This is a genomic window from Thioalkalivibrio sp. ALMg13-2 (assembly GCF_000381185.1).
GTDB classification, from domain to species: Bacteria; Pseudomonadota; Gammaproteobacteria; order Ectothiorhodospirales; family Ectothiorhodospiraceae; genus Thioalkalivibrio; species Thioalkalivibrio versutus.
The window spans coordinates 1-17,715 of sequence record NZ_KB906113.1 but is presented as its reverse complement, the minus strand read 5'-3'; the positions used below and the strand labels follow the sequence as shown (position 1 = coordinate 17,715).

Below are 17,715 nucleotides of genomic sequence, written 5' to 3'. Positions count from 1 at the left end.
GATTGCCGCCCCGCGGCCGTTATGCCCTGCAGGCGGGAAAATTGACGAGGGCATCATGCAGATTGCCGATTATTCCATGCAGTTATCGAGCCAGCGTTTTGCGTTGGAGGCGACGCGGCGCGAGGCTCGCATGACCGTGGTCGAGGGAAGTGCGGTGCCTCCCCGACAGGGGCCGGAGCCGCCCGCGAATCCGGCCCCGGCAGCGCGTGCCTTGCAGAATTCCGCCCCCGGCGTGGCCGCACGCGCCCCGTTCGTGGGGGTAGCCCCGGCGGACAGCGAGTTGACCTCGGTGGACCAGCTGCGTACCGAGCTCCTGCGACTGATCCTGGAGCGCTTTACCGGGCGCGAGATCCGGGTGATCGATCCCGCCGACCTCAAGCCGGCCGACACCCCGCCGGAACCCCTCGAGCGACCCGTTGCGCGCCCCCCTCGTCCGGCGGCAGGGCTCAGTGTCGCCTGGTCCGTGGAGCAGACCCGGGTCGAGGTCGAGAGGACATCGTTCCAGGCTCAGGGGCGCGTGCACACGGCCGACGGCAAGACCATCGACCTGGATATTGCGCTGACCATGAGCCGCGAGTTCATCGAGCATAGCCGTCTGCAGGGTGGCATGGATGCGGAGCTGCACGATCCGCTGGTGATCAATTTCGACGCCCCGGCGGCCGCTCTTACGGACACCCGCTTCGAATTCGACCTGGACGCCGACGGTTCGCCGCAACAGGTGGCCTTTCTGCAACCCGGCAGTGGTTTTCTCGCGATCGACCGGTCTGGCAGCGGCCAGGTCGATGACGGCTCCGAGCTCTTTGGCCCGCTGACCGGTGATGGCTTCGCCGAACTGCGACGGTTCGATCATGACGGCAACGGCTGGATTGATGCGGCGGATCCGGTTTACGACCGCCTGCGCGTGTGGACCCGCGACGCCCAGGGCCGCGATCAGTTGCTGGCGCTGGGCGAGGTGGGCGTCGGGGCGATCTACCTCGGGCATGTCAGCACGCCTTTTGATCTCCGTCGCGGCGGCGACAACAGCCTTCTGGGGCAGGTGCAGTCGACCGGCGTCTGGGTGGGCGAGGATGGCCGCAGCGGCAGTGTGCAGCAGATCGACCTGAGCGCCTGACGGAACCCGCAGGGCCATTCCTGCGTCGAGGGGTACATAGCGGCTACCCTGTGCTTTCGTCCACTCCCCACGAGCGATCCGGCGCATGCGACTCGAGACCCTGTTCCTTCGGCGGCGGTCGGCCCGGCCTTTTCTGGCGCGCTTCCCGCGAGCCGTGCCACTGCCGCGCAGGATGGGTGGTCTGTTGCTGGTCCTTGCCCTGGGGCTGGGAGGCTGCGGGGGCGAGTCCTCGCAGGCGGGTGACGAGCCGGCCGCCGAGGCCGCGACGCCGATCGCGGCGGTGGAGCTTCAGCCGCGGGATCTGTCGCGCGAGCTGATGGTGTCCCCGCGGGTCGAGCCGCGGGCGCGGGTGCGCCTGGCGGCGCGCACCGATGGTGTGGTCGAGGCGGTGCATGTCGAGGAAGGCGATCGCGTGGAGCAGGGCGAGACCCTGGTCGAGCTGGACGTGGTCGAGGAGCGCGCGGAGCTGGCGCGGGCCGAGGCGCATGTCGAGGAGGCCCGGCTGGAATACGCGCGCAGTGCCGAGTTGCGTGACCAGGGGATTGCCAGCCGAGCCAGCTATGAACGGGCACGTGCCGCGTTGCGCTCGGCCGAGAGCGAACAGGCGTTGTGGCAGGCGCGGGTGGACTACGGCGCGCTCGCCGCCAGCCGTGACGGCGTGATCACCGAGCGCATGGTCGAGCCCGGCGAGGCGGTCGCCGCGCGCGATACATTGCTGGAACTGGTCGATACGACCACGCTGGTCCTGCGTCCCGGGGTGTCCGAGCTGGACGTGCGCGATCTGGTGGTGGGCCAGGATGTACCCATTCGGCTGGACGCGTTTCCGGATGCCGATTACGTCGCGAAGATCCGCCGCATCTTTCCGGCGGCCTCGCCGGACTCCCAGCAGGTGACGGTGGAGATTGCCCTGCCGGCCGAGGCGGCCGACAACGGCGTGCGTCCCGGCAATCTCGCACGCATCCGCATGACGGTCGACGAACGCCCGGATGTGCTGGCGGTCCCGGCCGCCGCCATCGGCGAGGACGGCGACCAACGCTATGTCTATGTGGTGGTGGACGAGCAGCTGGAGCGCCGCACGGTCGAGACCGGCGTGACCCGCGGCCCATGGACCGAGATCACGGACGGCCTGGAGGACGGCGACATCGTGCTGGCCACCAACCCGATCGACATGCGCGAGGGCCAGCGCGTGCGCATCGTCGGCTGGCGGGGCTAGAAGATGGCCGTCGAGCCGGAGGACCGTCCGCGCGGGCGGGTGACCAGCTTCTCCATCCGCCGACCGGTGGCGATCATGGCGCTGGCCTCGGTGGTGATCGTGCTCGGCATGTTCTTTGTTGATCGCCTGCCGGTGGACCTGCTGCCGCACGTCGAGTATCCGCATATCCGCGTGACCGTGAACCACCCCGGCACCTCGCCGGAGGTGATGGAGGAACAGGTGACCCGCGTGCTGGAACGCAACCTCGCGGCCACCGAGAACCTCACCCGCATCTACAGCCGTGCCTCCGAGGGGCGTACCAACGTCAATCTGTTGTTCGAGTACGGTACCAACCTGGATCTGGCGTTGCAGGACGCAGCGCGCCACCTGGAGCTGGCGCGCACCCAGCTGCCGGACGATTTCGAATCCCTGCGCCTGTACAAGTACGACCCCTCGCAGGACCCGATCTGGGAGGCGGGGTTTTCCTCTACCGTGCGCTCGGAGACCGCGGTGCGCGACTGGGTGGAACACCAGCTGGCGCCGCAGTTGATCGCGATCCACGGCATTTCCTCGGTGGAGGCCTCCGGTGGGCAGGAGCGCGAGCTGGAGGTGATCCTCGACCAGGAGCGGGTGCGTGGCTATGGCCTTTCGCTGGCGGCGATCAGCGCGACGCTGGAGGACGAGAACCGCGAGGTGGCCGGGGGCTGGGTGACCTCCGATACCTTTGACGTGATGGCCAAGACCGAGGGGTTGTTTACCTCCGCGGCGGACGTGCGCAATGTGCTGATCCCGTTGCCGGGGCCGCAGTCCGCGCATGTGCGCCTCGGCGAGCTGGCCGAGGTGCGCGATGGCCACCGCGAGCAGCGCCTGTTCATCCGCCTGGACGGCACGCCGGCCGCGCGCGTGTCCGTGTTCAAGCTGCCGGACGCCAACACCGTCGAGTCGGTGGACTCGGTGCGCGCCACGCTCGAACGACTCGAGCGCTCGGGGTTCATCCCCGAGGACATCCAGTGGGAGGTCGTCAGCGACTCCGCGCCGTTCATTCGTGGCGCGGTCAGTTCGGTGGGTACCGCTGCGATCCTGGGCGGCGTGCTGGCGATGCTGGCGGTGTTCCTGTTTCTCGGCAGCCTGCGCAAGAGCTTCATTATCGGGTTGTCGATCCCGATCGCGTTGATGGCGACCTTCGCCATGATGGGCCTGGGCGGGCTCACCCTGAACATCATCAGCCTCGGCGGGCTCGCGCTGGGGGTGGGGCTGTTGCTCGACAACGCCATCGTGATGCTGGAGAACATCGTCCGCCATCGCGACAAGCTCGGAAAGTCGCCGGAGCAGGCGGCCCATGACGGGGCCGGTGAGGTGGTCTCGGCGGTCATCGCGGGTACCCTGACCAATCTGGCCGCGGTGCTCCCGTTCCTGCTGATCACCGGGATCGGGGCGCTGATCTTCCGCGAGCTGATCCTGACGCTTTCGTTTGCGATCATCGCGACCCTGGCCGCGGCCATCACCCTGGTGCCGATGCTCGCGGCCCTTCTTTCGCGCATCCGCTGGGAGAGTGGGGTGGACCGGACCTGGCTGCTGCGTGGGTTTGATCGCGGGGTGCAGGGACTACGCCGACGTTACCGGCGTCTGTTGCCGAAGGTCTTGCGCCTGCGCTGGGCGGTGCTGGGGGCGGCCGTCGTGTTGCTGGCCGGTGCGGTGCAGGTCGGCGGGGAGCTTGGTAACGAGTTCCTGCCGCAGGTGGACGATGGTCAGGTCAGCGTGCGCATGGTCCTGCCGCCGGGAACCCCGCCGCACGAGACCGATGCCGCCGCACGCGATATCGAGGCCGCGCTGGAAGATCTGCCGCATGTGGAGAGCGTGTTCGCGATGGTCGGCGGGCACCTAGGTGGCGGCGTGGTCAACGAGCGCCCGGGCACCTCCAATATCACCGTCCAGTTGACCCCGGCCGGACAGCGCGAGATGAGCGCGGGACAGTGGGTGGCCGAGGCGCAGGAGGCAATGGATGCGCTGGAACTCCCCGGGGCACGGATTACCGTGCGACCGCCGAGTATCCAGGGGCTGCAGTTCAGTATCACCGGGGATGACCTCTCGATTGCGGTGGTCGGGGCGGATCTGACCGAGATGCGCGGCATTGCCCGCGAGATCGCCGGGCGCCTCGAAGGCATCCGGGGCCTGGAGGGCGTCGAGGTTGGGCGCGAGGACCAGAGTCCGATTCTGCGCGTGCATGTGGATCGCGAGCGGGCGGCTGCGCTGGGTTTGCAGGTGGGCCAGGTGGGGCAGGCGATCCGCGACGCGGTGGAGGGATCAGTGCCGACGCAGTACGTCCGCGACGATCGCGAGTACGACCTGCGCGTGCGCCTGCCGCGCGAGGATGTGCAGGATACGGCCACCCTAGGGCGGATGATCCTGTTCCGCGACAACGGGGATCCCGTGCGCCTGGCGGACGTGGCCGAGTTCGAGATCGGCGAGGGGCCCGCGCATATCGAGCGCGAGAACCAGAGCCGGGTGGTGCGCGTGAACGGCGACATCAACACCGAGGTGAACGATGTCGGTTCGGTGATGACCGAGGTCGAGCAGCGCCTGGCCGAGGTGGATGTGCCCGAGCACTACAGCCTGCTGATCGGTGGCGAGTGGGAGACCATCCAGGAGACCCAGCGCGAGATGGCCACAGTGGTGGCGCTCGCGATCTTCCTGGTGCTGGTGGTGCTGGCGGTGCAGTACGAGCGCCTGGCGAATCCGCTGGTGATCGTGGCGGCCGCGCCGTTGTCGCTGATCGGGGTGGTCGCGATCCTGTGGGCGACCGGCACGCCAGTCTCCGCCCCGGTGATGATCGGGGCGATCCTGTTGATCGGGGTGGTGGTGAACAACGCGATCCTGCTGGTGGAGTACATCGAGCAGGGCCGTCGACTCCGTGGCCTGAGCCCGGCGCGGGCGGTCGTGGAGGCCGGGGCATTGCGCCTGCGCCCGATCCTGATGACCACGCTGACGACGGTGCTGGGCATGTTGCCGCTGGCCATCGGCCTCGGCGAGGGGGCGGAGATCATGCGCCCGTTGGCGCTGACGGTGGTGGGTGGTCTGATCGCCGGGATGATTCTGACGCTACTGGTGGTGCCCTGCCTGTACCTGGTGGTGAACCGGGCCGCGGAGAGGGTGAAGCGGCGCCTGACCGGAGGCATGCGGGACACCGCTGCCCGCACAGCCTGAACAAAGGCCCGCTACCGAGAGGCTCGCGGGCCTTGTCTGGATGCTAGAAGCGGTAGCCGAGACCGACCATGAAGCGCGAGGCATCGGGATCGAAGTGCAGGGTTTCGCCCTCGATGTGATAGCGCTCGCTTTCGAACAGCGTGTACGAGTACTCGGCACGCATGAACAGGCGGTTGTCCATCTGGTATTCGACGCCTACACCGAGCCGGGCACCGTTGATACTGTCCTTGAAGCGAATGGATATGTCCTCGTCTGTATCGGTAAGGCGGTAGTCCAGGCGCGAGCGCTGGTAGCCGGCCAGGCCGTAGAACAGGACGTTGTCGTTTACCGTGGTGCCGAGCCGGCCGGTGATGCCGTAGCTGTACTTGCTATCCACCCCCAGTTCCTCCTCGTCAATGGTGACCGTCAGGTCGGCGTCCTCGTTCTGCGCATCCAGTTCCAAGCCCAGGTACAGGCCGTTGTCCAGGACGGTACCCCAGCCCGTCATGACACCCCCGGTGAAGCCGGAGGCGCTGAGCCCGGAGATGCGACCATCGCTGGTGGGGTCGCGGTAGTCGATGTCATAACCGACCCAGCCGAGCTGGCCGCCGATGTAGGAACCGTGGAACGGGCTTGCCTGAACTGCCCCGGCCGAGCCCAGGAGGATGCAGGCGCCGGTCACGGCGGTGGCGAGGCGATACGGGCTGGACATGGTGGTTTCCTTTGCGGTGTGGTTGCGGAAGTGAACGGGTGCCCCGTCCGGGCGCATTCTGGCACAGGCGGTCAGACAGGGCGCCGGTCCTTGTGTGCCAGAATGGGACGGATCGAGCCGCCGGGCGTATGTGTCCCCCACGCATCCATTTATGGCATGGGTTCCTGCGATCCCGGGGCGGTTCACCCAGGGAGGCGCTGATCAGCGCCTCCCGTACGCACACAAGAAAGTAAAAAGAACAGGAGTCGAGCAATGCGCGGACAAGCGGGAATTCTGGCGGGACTATTGGTGGGGTTGCTCGGGTGGGGCGTGGCGAGCGCCGAACCGATGCATACGGTGGAGGAACTGAATCAGGCCCCGGCCGAGCTGGATGGGGAAGAGGTCCGGCTCGAAGGCATTGTGGGCCGGGTGAACGACGACATCATGGGGCGCAACTTCATCCACTTCGTCGACGGTACGGGCAGCGAGGGTGATTACATCACCATCACCTCCACCGAAATGCCCGAGGTGGGTGACCGGGTCGCGGTGACCGGAACGCTGATCCTGGATCGCGACTTCGGGGCGGGTTACAGCTATCCGGTGATTGTCGAAGGTGCCAAGTTCACCGAGCAGTAGCCGCATGTCATGATCGTGTATGTCGGGGTACTCCGACATGCATCCAGGCTGCACAGGGTGGTGCGGCTTTCAGATATCCCAGGGAGGGGAGACGATGTCCATCAAGGGTCTGCTGTTTCGGTTTGTACTGCTTTATTTCTCGCTGTCGATCGCTGCCATGGTAGCGGGCGCCTATGTCGATCTGGATCAAGCCGGTACGGCGATCGGGATGGGCATTCTGGCGCTGGCGGTGGTGTGGCCCTGCGAGTCCTTCGGGCGCAGGAACGGGCGCTATCTGTCGCGCGCCGAGAAGTGGCGCGTGATCGCCGCCATGATCGCGGTGCTCCTCGGTACACAGATTCCGCTCACCCTGCTGGTGATGTGGGCCGAGGGGGTTGCACTGGACGCCGTGATGCTCGGGATCGTGGGGGGCGTCGCGTTGTTGTATGCCGGGACCGTGGTGGCAATGGTTAACTTCACGGGCCGCAACCTGCGCAAGCGAGGCCTGGTCGCCGGGGAAAGCGCGGGGTAGGCACCCTGTCGGTCAGTCGGCCAGGTGGCGTTTGAGCCACTCGATCTCGTCCGCGGACCGGTCTGCGTTGGTCACTGCCTGCCAGGCGTCGATGTAGTGCTCGGTGGCGTAGACGTGGCCGTAGCCGCGCGGGGCGGCGTCGCCGATCGCGACGTCGACCGCCAGTTGCAACATGGTGATCACCGGGTACCAGGTCAGGTCCGGGGAGACATCCGGGCCGCGCGGGGCCTGCATCCATTCCGGCTGGCGGTACAGCGCCTGGGGTTCGAAGAAGGTGACCGGGTCGCTGGCGTATTGCAGGTACACGATGCGCATCGGGCCCCATTCGGCGCCGGGGATGTCCAGGTGGTTTCCCTGATTGGTGAAGCGCACCACCGAACTGTCGCGAAAGCGCGGCAGCCAGGCCGGCGAGTCGGGTTGGCGCTGGCGTTTGATGTCGCGCCAGGTCTCGCTACGAAACGGAGGGCCGGCCCACAGCGCGCCGGAGAACGGGTCGCCGATCACGTCGTACAGGTCCGCGGCCCGCTCCGAGTTCAGCGCGCCCAGACTAAGGCCGTAGAGGTACAGGTCCGGGCGGGCGTCCGGCGGTAACTGTTTCCAGTAGCCGTAGATCTCCGCGAACACCGCCTGGGCGGTCTCGTGACCGTATTGCGATTCCGCCATCAGCGACAACCAGCTCGGCAGGTAGGAGTACTGCACGGCCACGGTGGACACATCGCCACCGTGCAGGTACTCGACCGGCTGGATCGCACGGTTGTCTACCCAGCCGCGTCCGGTGGGCGTGGCCAGTACCAGCACCGAACGGTCGAAGGCATTGACCCGCAGCATCTCCTGCAGGGCCAGTCGTGCGCGTTCCTCGATGGTCTCGGCGGCGTTCAGCCCCACATACACGCGGATGGGATCCAGCGCGGTCTCGCCGGAAAACTCGCTAATGGCGGCGGCGTCCGGGGCCTGGTGAATGAAGCGCTGGCCCTGGCGCCCCAGGCCCTCGTCCCAGCTGATCAGCGAGGCCGGGCTGCCGGTGCGGAAGGCCGCGCCCGGCTGCTCCGCCCCGGGGTGTTCACGTACGTCGAACTGCTGGAAGCTGCGATCGGCGGCGCGCAGGCCGTATTCAAGGATGACCCCATCGATCACCGCCCAGAACACCCCGGCCGCCACGAGCACGCCAATCACGTTGGACAGCCGGCGCGGGATGAAGCGGCGCAGGTGCCGCGCGAGGAAGCGCACCAGCAACTGGAACAGCCGTGCCACGGCCAGCGTGGCGATGAACACCGCCGCTGCGATCAGCCCCAGGCGTATGGGGAATCCACCATCCACCGGCTCCTGCTCCATCAGCGCGCGGATGCTGTTCTGCCACTCGGTGGCCTGCCACAGGAAGATCAGCACGATCAGCATGGCCCCGCCGCCGGCGATCACGACCAGGGTGTTGTGGGTGCGTTCGCCGAGCTCCGGCAGTTCCAGGTATGACCACAGCCAGTGGAAGAACACGCCCAGGCCGTAGCCGGCCGCCAGCGATACCCCGGACAGGATGCCCTGGACGTCGTCGGTGCGCGGGATCAGGCTGGGGGTCAGCGAGGCGGCAAAGAACAGCGTGGCCAGGATGAGCCCCGGGATCGACAGCGTCCCGAGGATGCGGGTGGCCCAGGCCGGCCAGATGAAGGCTCGCAGGCGGGTTTGCAGGCGGCCGACGACGGACATCGCGTTCGCGCTTCCTTGGCGGGGTATGGAGGCGCTCATCCTGTCCGCCCCGCCGGCTGGATTCAAGTATCCGCGCCCGCGAGTGGCCCGCCGATATCGCGTTTTGTTGTGTCCCCGTCATTGCGAGGAGCGCAGCGACGAAGCAATCGCTGTCCGGCGCCACCATTGCCTCTTAACGTGCTTCGACCCCTCGTGCTTCGCTGCCTCGTAATACGGCCTATTGGGTTGTGACGGACTTGCGAAAGCGAAAGCTGCCCTCGACCATGCGCAGGGCCACTCCGAACAGCGCGACCTGCAGGAGGAGTCCGCCGGTTGCCGCGCCCATCGCGAGGCCGGTGGCCAGCCCCAGTGCCATCAGCAGCATCAGCAGTGTGGCGGCGACCCGGCTGCGCAGCCAGCCGCCCACCAGTGCCAGCAGGGCGACCAGCGTGCCCTCGAGCATGGTGGGCGTGTGCTGCACCAGGACACCCAGCATCACCACCACGACCCCGGCGAACACCAGCACCCAGCCGGCCACACGCGCCAGGCGCCGGGCCTGCTCGTGGTTCTCGACGGATTGCAGCAGCAGGAGCAGGTCGGCGCCGGCTCCCGCCCAGTGACGCGATCGCGATTCGTTCATTGTGGCCACGGTACTACAGGGCCATGACAGCCCGGTGACAGGCGCCTACCTATCGTTTGGCCAGGAGCGAATCAAGATCGAGTGTATTGACCGCGGGGGTGTCCGTCTGCGCGTGTTGCACAGTGCCATGATCGGACCAGTGCAGCAGGCTGAGGTTGCCGGCGCGGTCCTCCACCAACGCGGTGCAGTGTTCGACCCAGTCTTTGCATTCGCCGATGTCGCCCCGGTGCTGGCCGGCACCTGAACACCTGGCCGGGGCGGTGTGTCCTTAGCGGTAGACCCGGACTTCCTGTTCCCAGCCTTCCACGCCGCGGTTGGCGCAGAACTCCTGTACCTGCCCGTCGGCGTAGCGGATTTCCATGTTGAAGCCGGCTGCGGGGACATGGTTCAGTGCCACCCGCCGGTGTTCCCCGGGCTGGAGCTGGCCCTCGCGGATGCTCGATTCCGACAGGTCGTGGCCGAAGTCGAAGTGGATCGCCTGGATCAGCACGTCGCTGTCATTGTGCACCGTGACCATCAACGCCCCCTCGGCCGGTGGGCGCTCGACGCCCCAGTGCGCGGCGGCGGCACCGAGCACGAGCCCCAGCACGAACAGCCAGGTCGCGGGCGCGCGTAGCGCATCCACGATCCGGTCCTCCCAGCTACGGTGTTCTCCGGACGACTCCACGTCTCATCCCTTGATTATTAGGGATTGCTAATCTACAAGATCGGCCGGCATCGGGATACCGGGCGGCCGCGATATCCGGGAAGGCCGCCGCCCCGCAGAAAGCGCCATGGGCGCTGCAGCGGGCTGTCAGTCGAGCCCGAGCGCGCGCAGGCGCTCGAGGAGGCGTGGATGATCGAAGTCGCGGGCGCCGATGGCGCGGTAGGCGATGCGGCCCTCGGGATCGATGATGAACGTGGTGGGAATGCCGCGAACCGGCCAGCGGTCGATGGTGGCGGAATCCTGGTCCAGCAGCAGAGGGAAATCGACCGGGTAGTCGGCGGTAAAGAAGAAGATGCGATCGGCGTCTTCGCCCACGTTCACGCCCAGCACCACCAGGCCCGCATCGCGCAACTGCTCCCAGAGCCGTTGCAACGACGGCAGCTCGTCGCGACAGGATGGGCACCAGGTGGCCCAGAAGTTCACCACCACCACACGTCCGCGATAGTCCTCCAGTCGATGGTGCTGCCCATCGATGTCCTCCAGTGCCAGGGGCGGGCCCTTGGGGCGTGGCTCCATCGCGGTCAGGTGCGTGGCTTCCGCCCACACGGGCCGCAGCGAAAGGCCGAGCAGGCCACCGGGGATTGCAGTCAGGAAGCGGCGCCGGTTCATCATGGTTCGGCCTCGTCCCGTTCCGGTTCCCCGGCGCAGCGCAGATCGGGCAGGGTGGACTGCCGCAGGGTCGTCTGCTGCCGCCAGTGCACGGTCAGATCAAATGTCGTGCTGGGCGGGTGCTTGAAGACGATCATGCCCATCAGCCAGTCGCCGGGCTGGAACCGGTGTTCGCCAGGGAACAAGGCCCAGCGAAAGGCGATGCGGGCTACTTCCGGAACCTCCCGGCTCGCCCACTCGTCCTGCCAGTCGCGGTTGGGGAGCGGTCGCGCGGCCCCGTTGGGCGTTTGGCTGCGCCATTGGCGCAGGTCCACGGTGGCCGATGCGCTGCGGTCGGTATTGCGCAGGACGCCCTGAAACACGCAGTGGCCGGCGATGAACGTCGCATCCTCGGTGTCGAACCCGCGGCCCAGGAAGAACGCGCGGGTCTGGTCCGGGAGCCGCTGTGCGAGTTCCAGCGAAAGCCCCCCGCCCTGCCAGTGCCAGGTGATCAGCCCACTGTCGGGGTCGGTATGCACCTGCATCTCCTCCGCCGTCCCGGCGCCGCCCGGAAGGGCCGGCCCCGCCAGAGCCAGAAGCGTCCATGCGACGACCGTCAACCCTGGGCCGGGCATTGGGCGCCTCGTGGCAAACCGGCGGGGTGGCTTGGCGCGGCGTCCCTACGACCCACCAAGGACATGATCCAGCAGCGCCTCGAAGGCGGGCTCGGCGTTTTCCACGGCACGTTCAAGGCTCGGGTGCGGCTGCAGCGTCGTCATGAACTTCGGGTGGAGCATGGACAGTTTCGTGCCCCCGTCCTCCTCGTACAGGCCGATGTGGCCGCAGGGCATCATCGCCCCGACATGCAGCCCGGCATCCAGGATGTCCGGTCCCAGCGGCAGGTAGCAGACCTTGAGCGCGGTGATGTCACCGCCGGCCAGGTCGAACTCGGCCAGAAAGATCCAGTCCTCCTCGTTTTCGGCGTATTCGCGAATCGCCCCCGCCAGGTCCGCGCGCGACTGTTCGCAGTCGCGGATGATGAAGTGGTCGTCTGGCTCGGTGGCTGCCAGCGGGGCGGACAGCGCCAGTGCAGTGGCCAGCGTGAAGGCGGCGATGGGTGTGAGTGTTTTCATGATCGTGTCCTCCAGGTGGGTGGGTGAAGGCGCGTCAGACGCGAACGATCTCCGGTTTCAGTGACTCGGAGATCATCGGCAGCGCTTCCTTTTCGCGCTGGCCAATCCCGAGTCCGTCCAGGGTCTCGGCGAGGTCGTCGACCACGGCGGCGAACGCCTCCTCGCGGATGTTCATGCCGCGATGGATGGTCAGCCTGTCGCGGTCCCTGCAGGCCGCCGGTGCCGTTGCAGATGCATCCGTGTTCCCCTCGCCGAAGATGCTGCCTTGCTGCCCAGGCGTTCGTAGGGATTGGCTGCGGTCATGGATGAGTCCTCCTCGCGCCGTCGTTAACGGGTGGCCACGTACCAGTTGTTCTGAGGGTCGTGGACCAGCTGGTGGACCCGGATGTCGTGAAAGCCGGCGCGCTCCAGGTAGTCACGTGCCCGGGGCTCGCCCCACATCGCGCCCAGGCCGGGTCCGCCCCGGGCGAGCGATACCGGCATGCAGTGCATGCAGGAGATGGTGTAGAGAAAGGGTCCGAGCGGATGCTCGAGATCGCCATGAATCTGTCCGGAGCCGCGGATGTCCTGCATCAGGTAGATGCCTTCGGACTCGAGCGCGCGGTGAATGCCCGTCAGTACGCCCAGCGGGTCGGCCTGGTCGTGGATGGCATCGAAGGTGGTGATCAGCGCGAACTGTTGCGCGGCCACATGCCGATCCAGTTCGGCCGCGTCGGCCTGGATGAATTCGACGTTCCCCAGCCCGGTGGCGCGTGTCTCGGCACGGGCGCGCTCGATAGCCTCTGTGGACAGGTCCAGGCCGGTGAACCGGCTGTGCGGGTACAGCGTGGCCAACTGGTTGAGGATGCGCCCGCTGCCGCAGCCGATATCCAGGACCTGAATGCCGCGCTCGAGGTGGTCGGTCAGGCCCGGAACCAGGGGCAGGATGTCGCTTTCCAGTGACGACAGTACGGACTGGCCGCTGTCCTCGGCCATCACCTCGTGGAAGCGCGTGTAGTGCTCGTACCCCACGCCACCGCCGGTCCGGAATTTCGCAACGATCGTGTCCTCCACCCCACCCAGCAGGCCCATGTACTGCGCAAACACGGCCAGGTTGTCGGCCGCTGCCGCGCGCGTCAGGCAGGCGGCGTGTTCCGCGGGCAGGGCAAATCGTGGGCCATCCGCATCCACCTTGACGATGCCGCTGGTCGCCATGGCCCCGAGCCATTCCCGTACGTAGCGCTCGTTCAGGCCCGCGGCTGCGGCGATCTCGCCGGAGGTGGCGGGTGGCCGGTCGCGCATGTGGTCGAACAGCCCGGTGCGGTGCCCGATCGACAGGGTCAGGCACAGCGCGCCGTGGTTGAGCACGCTGACCAGATGCTCGCCGAAGGCCTCGGCGGCAGATGGGGGTGACAGGCATTGCGGGGCTGACGACATGCAGTGGACCTCCGCCAGGACAAGCCGGGCCGGGTGTCGGCGTTACTTCGAGCCTAGGCCGGGAAGCCCTTGCGGGCGGTCACGATCTTGCGGGGGTGGGGCGAATCTTGCGGTGATTTCAGGGGCGCATGGATCCGTTTAAATGCAGGCGCCGGTATGCCGCGGGGGCCATACCCAGGGCCTGGCGGAAATGGCGGACCAGCTGTTGCGGGGAGTACCCGGTCGCGGCAGCGATCTCGGTGATGCTCAGTGATGTTCGGGTCAGCAGGTCGCGGGCGTGCTCCACGCGCAGGCGCGTGAGATAGCGATGGGGTGGCAGGCCGTGCGTATCGCGAAAGGCGCGCGCGAAGTGCCAGGGCGAGAGTCCGGTCAGGGCCGCCAGATCGCGCAGGGTGATGCGCTGATCCAGGTGGCATTGCATGTAGTCAATCACCCGTGCCGACTGGTGCGGTGCCAGGCCGCCACGGCGCCTGTCCAGGTCCCGGTCGTGTTCGGCCATGCGGGCCAGGCGCACAACCAGAACGGCGAGCATGCTCTCGACGAACAGTTGCGCGGCCGGGTCGTCGCGGTCCATCTCCTGCCACAGGGCATCCAGGGCCTGGGTGATCAGGGGGTCCCGGTGGTGGCGGGTATGCAGGTGGCCAAAGTCCAGCGGATCGCCGGGGGCGCGCTCCAGGCAGTCCCGGGCCAGCTCGGGCGGGATGCCGAAAAACCGCATGCGTGCCGGGTCCCGCATATGGCAGCGTCCCGCGACCTGCGGGGCGATCACCACGAATTCGCGCGGGCCGGCGCAACCGGAGAACGGACCGGCCCCGATGTCACAGTGGTAGCGAAAGGGGGTGCCCACGGACTGGCTCAGCATCAGTTCGCAGACTGGCGGGGTGCTCAGGTGGCCGGCCGGGTGCGCGTTCTCGATCATCGGCACCGGGAGATCGGGTCGCGCACGGGCCTCTTCCAGGAACGGCGCGTCACGTACCCGGGCGAAGAAGTCGAGCATGCTGGATGAACGTTGCAGCATTCCGTGTACCCCGCAACTTTGTTATAGGCCATTTGGGAACCGCTTGCGGTGCAGGCGTCGCACGAACCTCGCGGACCGCGCCGGGTCGTATGTGACCGTGGCGCTGCATTCGGGTATGTTCGCCGGGTTTCGATGACCGCAGGGTTACCATCACGTGAGTACGGACGAGCGCAAGCTGCAGGATCTGACGCACCAGCTGGCCGAGGCGCTGGCGGGTGTCGGGTTGCACGGGCAGATCGGGCTGGAAAAGGAGACCCTGAGGGTCGGGCCGGAAGGCTCGCCGGCGCTTACGCCGCACCCGGCCGCGCTGGGATCCGCGCTGACGCATCCATACATCACCACGGATTACTCCGAGGCGCTGCTGGAACTGGTGACGCCGCCGTTCGAGGATGTACGCGAGACCCTCGGCTTCCTGCACGACCTGCAGGCCTTCGCCGCCGCCAACGTCGGCGACGAGACCCTGTGGTCGACCTCCATGCCCTGTGTGACGGCCGATGACAATGCGATTCCGGTCGCGCAGTACGGTGCCTCCAATGCCGGGCGCATGAAGACCGTCTACCGCATCGGTCTCGGGCATCGCTACGGACGCAAGATGCAGGTGATCGCCGGGGTCCACTTCAATTACTCCCCGCGCCCGGAATTCTGGCCGGCCCTGGCGGAGGTGCTCGGTGCGCCCGACGGCCGCGCCTTCCGCGACGAGCGCATGATGGGGATGATCCGCAACCTGCTGCGCTTTGGCTGGCTGGTGCCCTATCTGTTCGGGGCGTCGCCGGCCGTCTGCAACTCCTTTCTCGAAGGCCACGGCGCGGTGCTGGAGGACTTCGACGACGACACCTCCTATCTGCCGCATGCCACCAGCCTGCGCATGGGCGATATCGGCTATACCAACCGCAAGGAGGCGGACACCGGCATCAAGGCGGACTACAACTCGCTGGCCGGCTATGTCGACTCCCTGCGCTGTGCGATCAATACCCCCAGCCCCGAGTGGGAGCACATCGGGGTGAAGGTGGATGGCGAGTATCGCCAGCTGAATGCCAACATCCTGCAGATCGAGAACGAGTACTACTCCACCGTGCGGCCCAAGCAGCCGCTGGAGCGTTTCGAGAAGCCGACCGACGCCCTGGAGGCGCGTGGCATCGAATACGTCGAACTGCGCTCGGTGGACATCAACGCCCAGCACCCGTTGGGGGTGGACGAGACCCAGCTGCGTTTTCTCGAGGTGTTCGCGCTGGCCTGTCTGCTGCAGCCAAGCCCGCTGCTGGCCGACGGCGAGCTGGACGCGATCGACCGCAACCTGCTGGACGTCGCGCATTACGGGCGTCGCCCGGGCCTTGAGCTGCGCCGGGGGGGCGAGAGCGTTGCGCTCCAGGCCTGGGCGCGCGAGCTGCTGGCGCTGATGCGACCGGTGGCCGCCGTTCTGGATCAGGAATTGCCGGGTGACCCCTACCGCCGGGCGCTCAGTGAGCAGTGGGGCAAGGTCGAGCAGGCGGATCTGACCCCGTCCGCGCGCATGCTGGAAGACATGATGGCGCGCGAGGAGGGGTTCTACTCCTACGCGCGCCGCCTGTCGGCCCAGCACCGCGAGGCCTTTCGCTTCAACGGGCCGCTGCCGCGCGCCGAGACGCTGGAGGCCCTGGCCCGCGAGAGCCTGGCCGATCAGGCGGCCATCGAGCAGGCGGACGAGCTGGACTTCGATACCTTCCTGACGCGCTATTTCGACGGCACCCTGCGGGCCTCCTGAACCGGATTCGTTCGATTTTGTAGAACGGTTGACCGCATTTAACGCGATTTATCTTCGATAAAATCGATGGGATGATCGGGCTATCACATACATTCAGCCGTTGAGGCGTGCGCGCATTCGGTGCCGGGCACAGACGGCAGGAGCATGGCATGAGTCTTTTGATCAACGGTGAATTGCGCGAGGGCTGGCTGGAAGAAGAGTCGGACGAGAGCGGCGAGTTCGTGCGCCAGGACCAGCAGTATCGTAACTACGTCACCAGGGATGGTTCGCCGGGCCCGATGGGTGACGGCGGCTATCCGGCCGAGTCAGGGCGCTATCACCTGTATGTCTCCTACGCCTGCCCCTGGGCACACCGCACGCTGATCCTGCGCAAACTGAAGGGTCTGGAGCCGCATATCGGGGTTTCGGTGGTGCACCACTACATGGGTGACGCCGGCTGGTCGTTTGATGACTGCGACGGTTGCACCGGGGACCGGGTGCACGGCTCGCGCTACATGCACGAGCTCTACACCCGTACCGATCCAAACTACACCGGCATCATCACCGTGCCGGCGCTGTTCGATACCCAGACCGACCGCATCGTGAACAACGAGTCGCTGGACATGGTGCGCATGTTCAACAGCGCGTTCGACGGTATTACCGGCAACACCCTGGATTTCTATCCGGAAGATCTGCGCGAGGAGATCCACGCGGTCAACGAGCGGGTCTACGAGAACGTGAACAACGGGGTGTATCGCAGCGGCTTCGCGACCAGCCAGAAGGCCTACGAGGCGGCCTTCGACCGTCTGTTCGAGACCCTGGACTGGCTGGAGGAGCGCCTGGCACGCCAGCCGTTCCTGGTCGGCGAGCGACTGACCGAGGCCGACTGGCGGCTGTTCACCACGCTGCTGCGCTTCGATCCGGTGTACTACAGCCATTTCAAGTGCAATCGCCAGCGGCTGCTGGACTTCCCGAACCTCTCCGCCTATCTGCGCATGCTGTACCAGCGCCCGGGGGTGGCCGAGACGGTGCGCATGGACCACATCAAGGCGCATTACTACGGCAGTCACCCGATGTTGAACCCCAGCGGCATCGTGCCGAAGGGGCCAATGATTGACTACACCCGGCCGCATGGCCGCCCCCTGGGCGAGCTGCCGGCCGCGTTGCGGAACGTCGACGAAACGTGACGGTCGTTACACTGTTGGGAGGTTCAACCGTGGCCCGGCCAGTGTCCTTTAACAAAAGTTCATCGACTCCGTGACTGTCCCCCTGTATCCTGATAACAGGCACTCGGGAGGCGACCGGAATGGGACGACCGATCAAGACGTTGACGATCAGTGAAGCCGAACGCGACGAGCTCGAGAGCTGGCTGCGGCGGCGCCAGATGCCCGCGGCGGAACAACAGCGCGCGCGCATGATTCTGCTGAGCACGCGAGGCCTGAAGGCTTCGGAGATTGGCGCGCGGGTTGGCGTCTCGGCGGAGACGGTGAGCA

18 protein-coding genes and 1 pseudogene are annotated in these 17,715 nt (G+C 66.9%); 8 read left to right on the top strand and 11 right to left on the bottom strand.

The window, feature by feature from the left end; translation table 11 throughout:
• The first annotated feature begins 55 nt into the window (after positions 1–55).
• The 3 genes from F618_RS0109825 to F618_RS0109815 all read left to right on the top strand — a co-directional run bounded on the left by F618_RS0109825 (position 56) and on the right by F618_RS0109815 (position 5,507).
• On the top strand, positions 56–1,111 hold the full coding sequence (locus tag F618_RS0109825; protein WP_019568456.1) for a hypothetical protein: 1,056 nt from the start codon (positions 56–58) through the stop codon (positions 1,109–1,111).
• Positions 1,112–1,283: 172 nt separating this feature from the next.
• Positions 1,284–2,324 carry an efflux RND transporter periplasmic adaptor subunit gene (locus tag F618_RS0109820; protein WP_155997998.1) on the top strand — a complete coding sequence of 347 codons (1,041 nt, stop codon included), beginning with the start codon at positions 1,284–1,286 and terminating at the stop codon, positions 2,322–2,324.
• Positions 2,325–2,327: 3 nt separating this feature from the next.
• Positions 2,328–5,507 carry an efflux RND transporter permease subunit gene (locus F618_RS0109815; RefSeq protein WP_019568454.1) on the top strand — a complete coding sequence of 1,060 codons (3,180 nt, stop codon included), beginning with the start codon at positions 2,328–2,330 and terminating at the stop codon, positions 5,505–5,507.
• Between the two features lie 43 nt (positions 5,508–5,550).
• On the opposite strand, the gene F618_RS0109810 is transcribed toward F618_RS0109815, so the two are convergent.
• Entirely contained in the window at positions 5,551–6,198 is a 648-nt protein-coding gene (locus F618_RS0109810) for an outer membrane protein (RefSeq protein ID WP_019568453.1), read from the bottom strand.
• Between the two features lie 252 nt (positions 6,199–6,450).
• On the opposite strand from F618_RS0109810, the gene F618_RS0109805 reads away from it, so the two are divergent.
• Both F618_RS0109805 and F618_RS0109800 read left to right on the top strand, forming a co-directional pair.
• On the top strand, positions 6,451–6,813 hold the full coding sequence (locus F618_RS0109805; protein ID WP_019568452.1) for a hypothetical protein: 363 nt from the start codon (positions 6,451–6,453) through the stop codon (positions 6,811–6,813).
• Between the two features lie 94 nt (positions 6,814–6,907).
• Complete coding sequence (locus tag F618_RS0109800; RefSeq protein ID WP_019568451.1) at positions 6,908–7,324, top strand: ABZJ_00895 family protein; 417 nt, start codon at positions 6,908–6,910, stop codon at positions 7,322–7,324.
• Between the two features lie 12 nt (positions 7,325–7,336).
• Here the strand turns inward: F618_RS0109800 and F618_RS0109795 are convergent, their stop codons facing one another.
• From F618_RS0109795 to F618_RS0109750, 10 genes and pseudogenes are all read right to left on the bottom strand, one after another.
• Positions 7,337–9,022 (bottom strand): alpha/beta-hydrolase family protein, encoded by a 1,686-nt coding sequence (locus F618_RS0109795; RefSeq protein ID WP_019568450.1) that lies wholly within the window; start codon positions 9,020–9,022, stop codon positions 7,337–7,339.
• Positions 9,023–9,239: 217 nt separating this feature from the next.
• Positions 9,240–9,641: a hypothetical protein gene (locus F618_RS0109790; protein ID WP_019568449.1), complete on the bottom strand. Its 402-nt coding sequence runs from the start codon at positions 9,639–9,641 to the stop codon at positions 9,240–9,242.
• A gap of 49 nt (positions 9,642–9,690) precedes the next feature.
• Positions 9,691–9,843, bottom strand: a pseudogene (locus F618_RS16595) (UDP-2,3-diacylglucosamine diphosphatase); the annotation flags it as partial.
• A gap of 66 nt (positions 9,844–9,909) precedes the next feature.
• On the bottom strand, positions 9,910–10,308 hold the full coding sequence (locus tag F618_RS0109780; protein WP_019563346.1) for a hypothetical protein: 399 nt from the start codon (positions 10,306–10,308) through the stop codon (positions 9,910–9,912).
• 126 nt (positions 10,309–10,434) lie between these two features.
• A complete protein-coding gene (locus tag F618_RS0109775) occupies positions 10,435–10,956 on the bottom strand; it encodes a TlpA disulfide reductase family protein (RefSeq protein ID WP_019568447.1) in 522 nt (173 codons plus the stop codon).
• Complete coding sequence (locus F618_RS0109770) at positions 10,956–11,570, bottom strand: hypothetical protein (protein WP_019568446.1); 615 nt, start codon at positions 11,568–11,570, stop codon at positions 10,956–10,958. The genes F618_RS0109775 and F618_RS0109770 overlap by 1 nt, the downstream gene beginning before the upstream one ends.
• Positions 11,571–11,615: 45 nt before the next feature.
• Positions 11,616–12,068, bottom strand: coding sequence for a DUF302 domain-containing protein (locus F618_RS0109765; RefSeq protein WP_018144698.1), 453 nt, complete (start codon positions 12,066–12,068; stop codon positions 11,616–11,618).
• Between the two features lie 34 nt (positions 12,069–12,102).
• On the bottom strand, positions 12,103–12,243 hold the full coding sequence (locus F618_RS16165) for a hypothetical protein (RefSeq protein ID WP_019568445.1): 141 nt from the start codon (positions 12,241–12,243) through the stop codon (positions 12,103–12,105).
• A 152-nt stretch (positions 12,244–12,395) separates the two neighbouring features.
• Positions 12,396–13,484, bottom strand: a complete 1,089-nt coding sequence (locus F618_RS0109755; protein WP_019568444.1) for a class I SAM-dependent methyltransferase — start codon at positions 13,482–13,484, stop codon at positions 12,396–12,398.
• 118 nt (positions 13,485–13,602) lie between these two features.
• Positions 13,603–14,481, bottom strand: a complete 879-nt coding sequence (locus F618_RS0109750) for a helix-turn-helix domain-containing protein (RefSeq protein ID WP_019568443.1) — start codon at positions 14,479–14,481, stop codon at positions 13,603–13,605.
• Between the two features lie 175 nt (positions 14,482–14,656).
• Between F618_RS0109750 and gshA the strand changes: the two genes are divergently transcribed.
• The 3 genes from gshA to F618_RS14830 all read left to right on the top strand — a co-directional run.
• Positions 14,657–16,243, top strand: coding sequence for a glutamate--cysteine ligase (gene gshA, locus F618_RS0109745; RefSeq protein ID WP_018169182.1), 1,587 nt, complete (start codon positions 14,657–14,659; stop codon positions 16,241–16,243).
• Between the two features lie 149 nt (positions 16,244–16,392).
• Entirely contained in the window at positions 16,393–17,409 is a 1,017-nt protein-coding gene (locus F618_RS0109740; protein ID WP_019563341.1) for a glutathione S-transferase family protein, read from the top strand.
• A 119-nt stretch (positions 17,410–17,528) separates the two neighbouring features.
• Positions 17,529–17,715: helix-turn-helix domain-containing protein (locus tag F618_RS14830; protein ID WP_019567440.1), on the top strand; the 187-nt coding region annotated here is incomplete at its 3' end.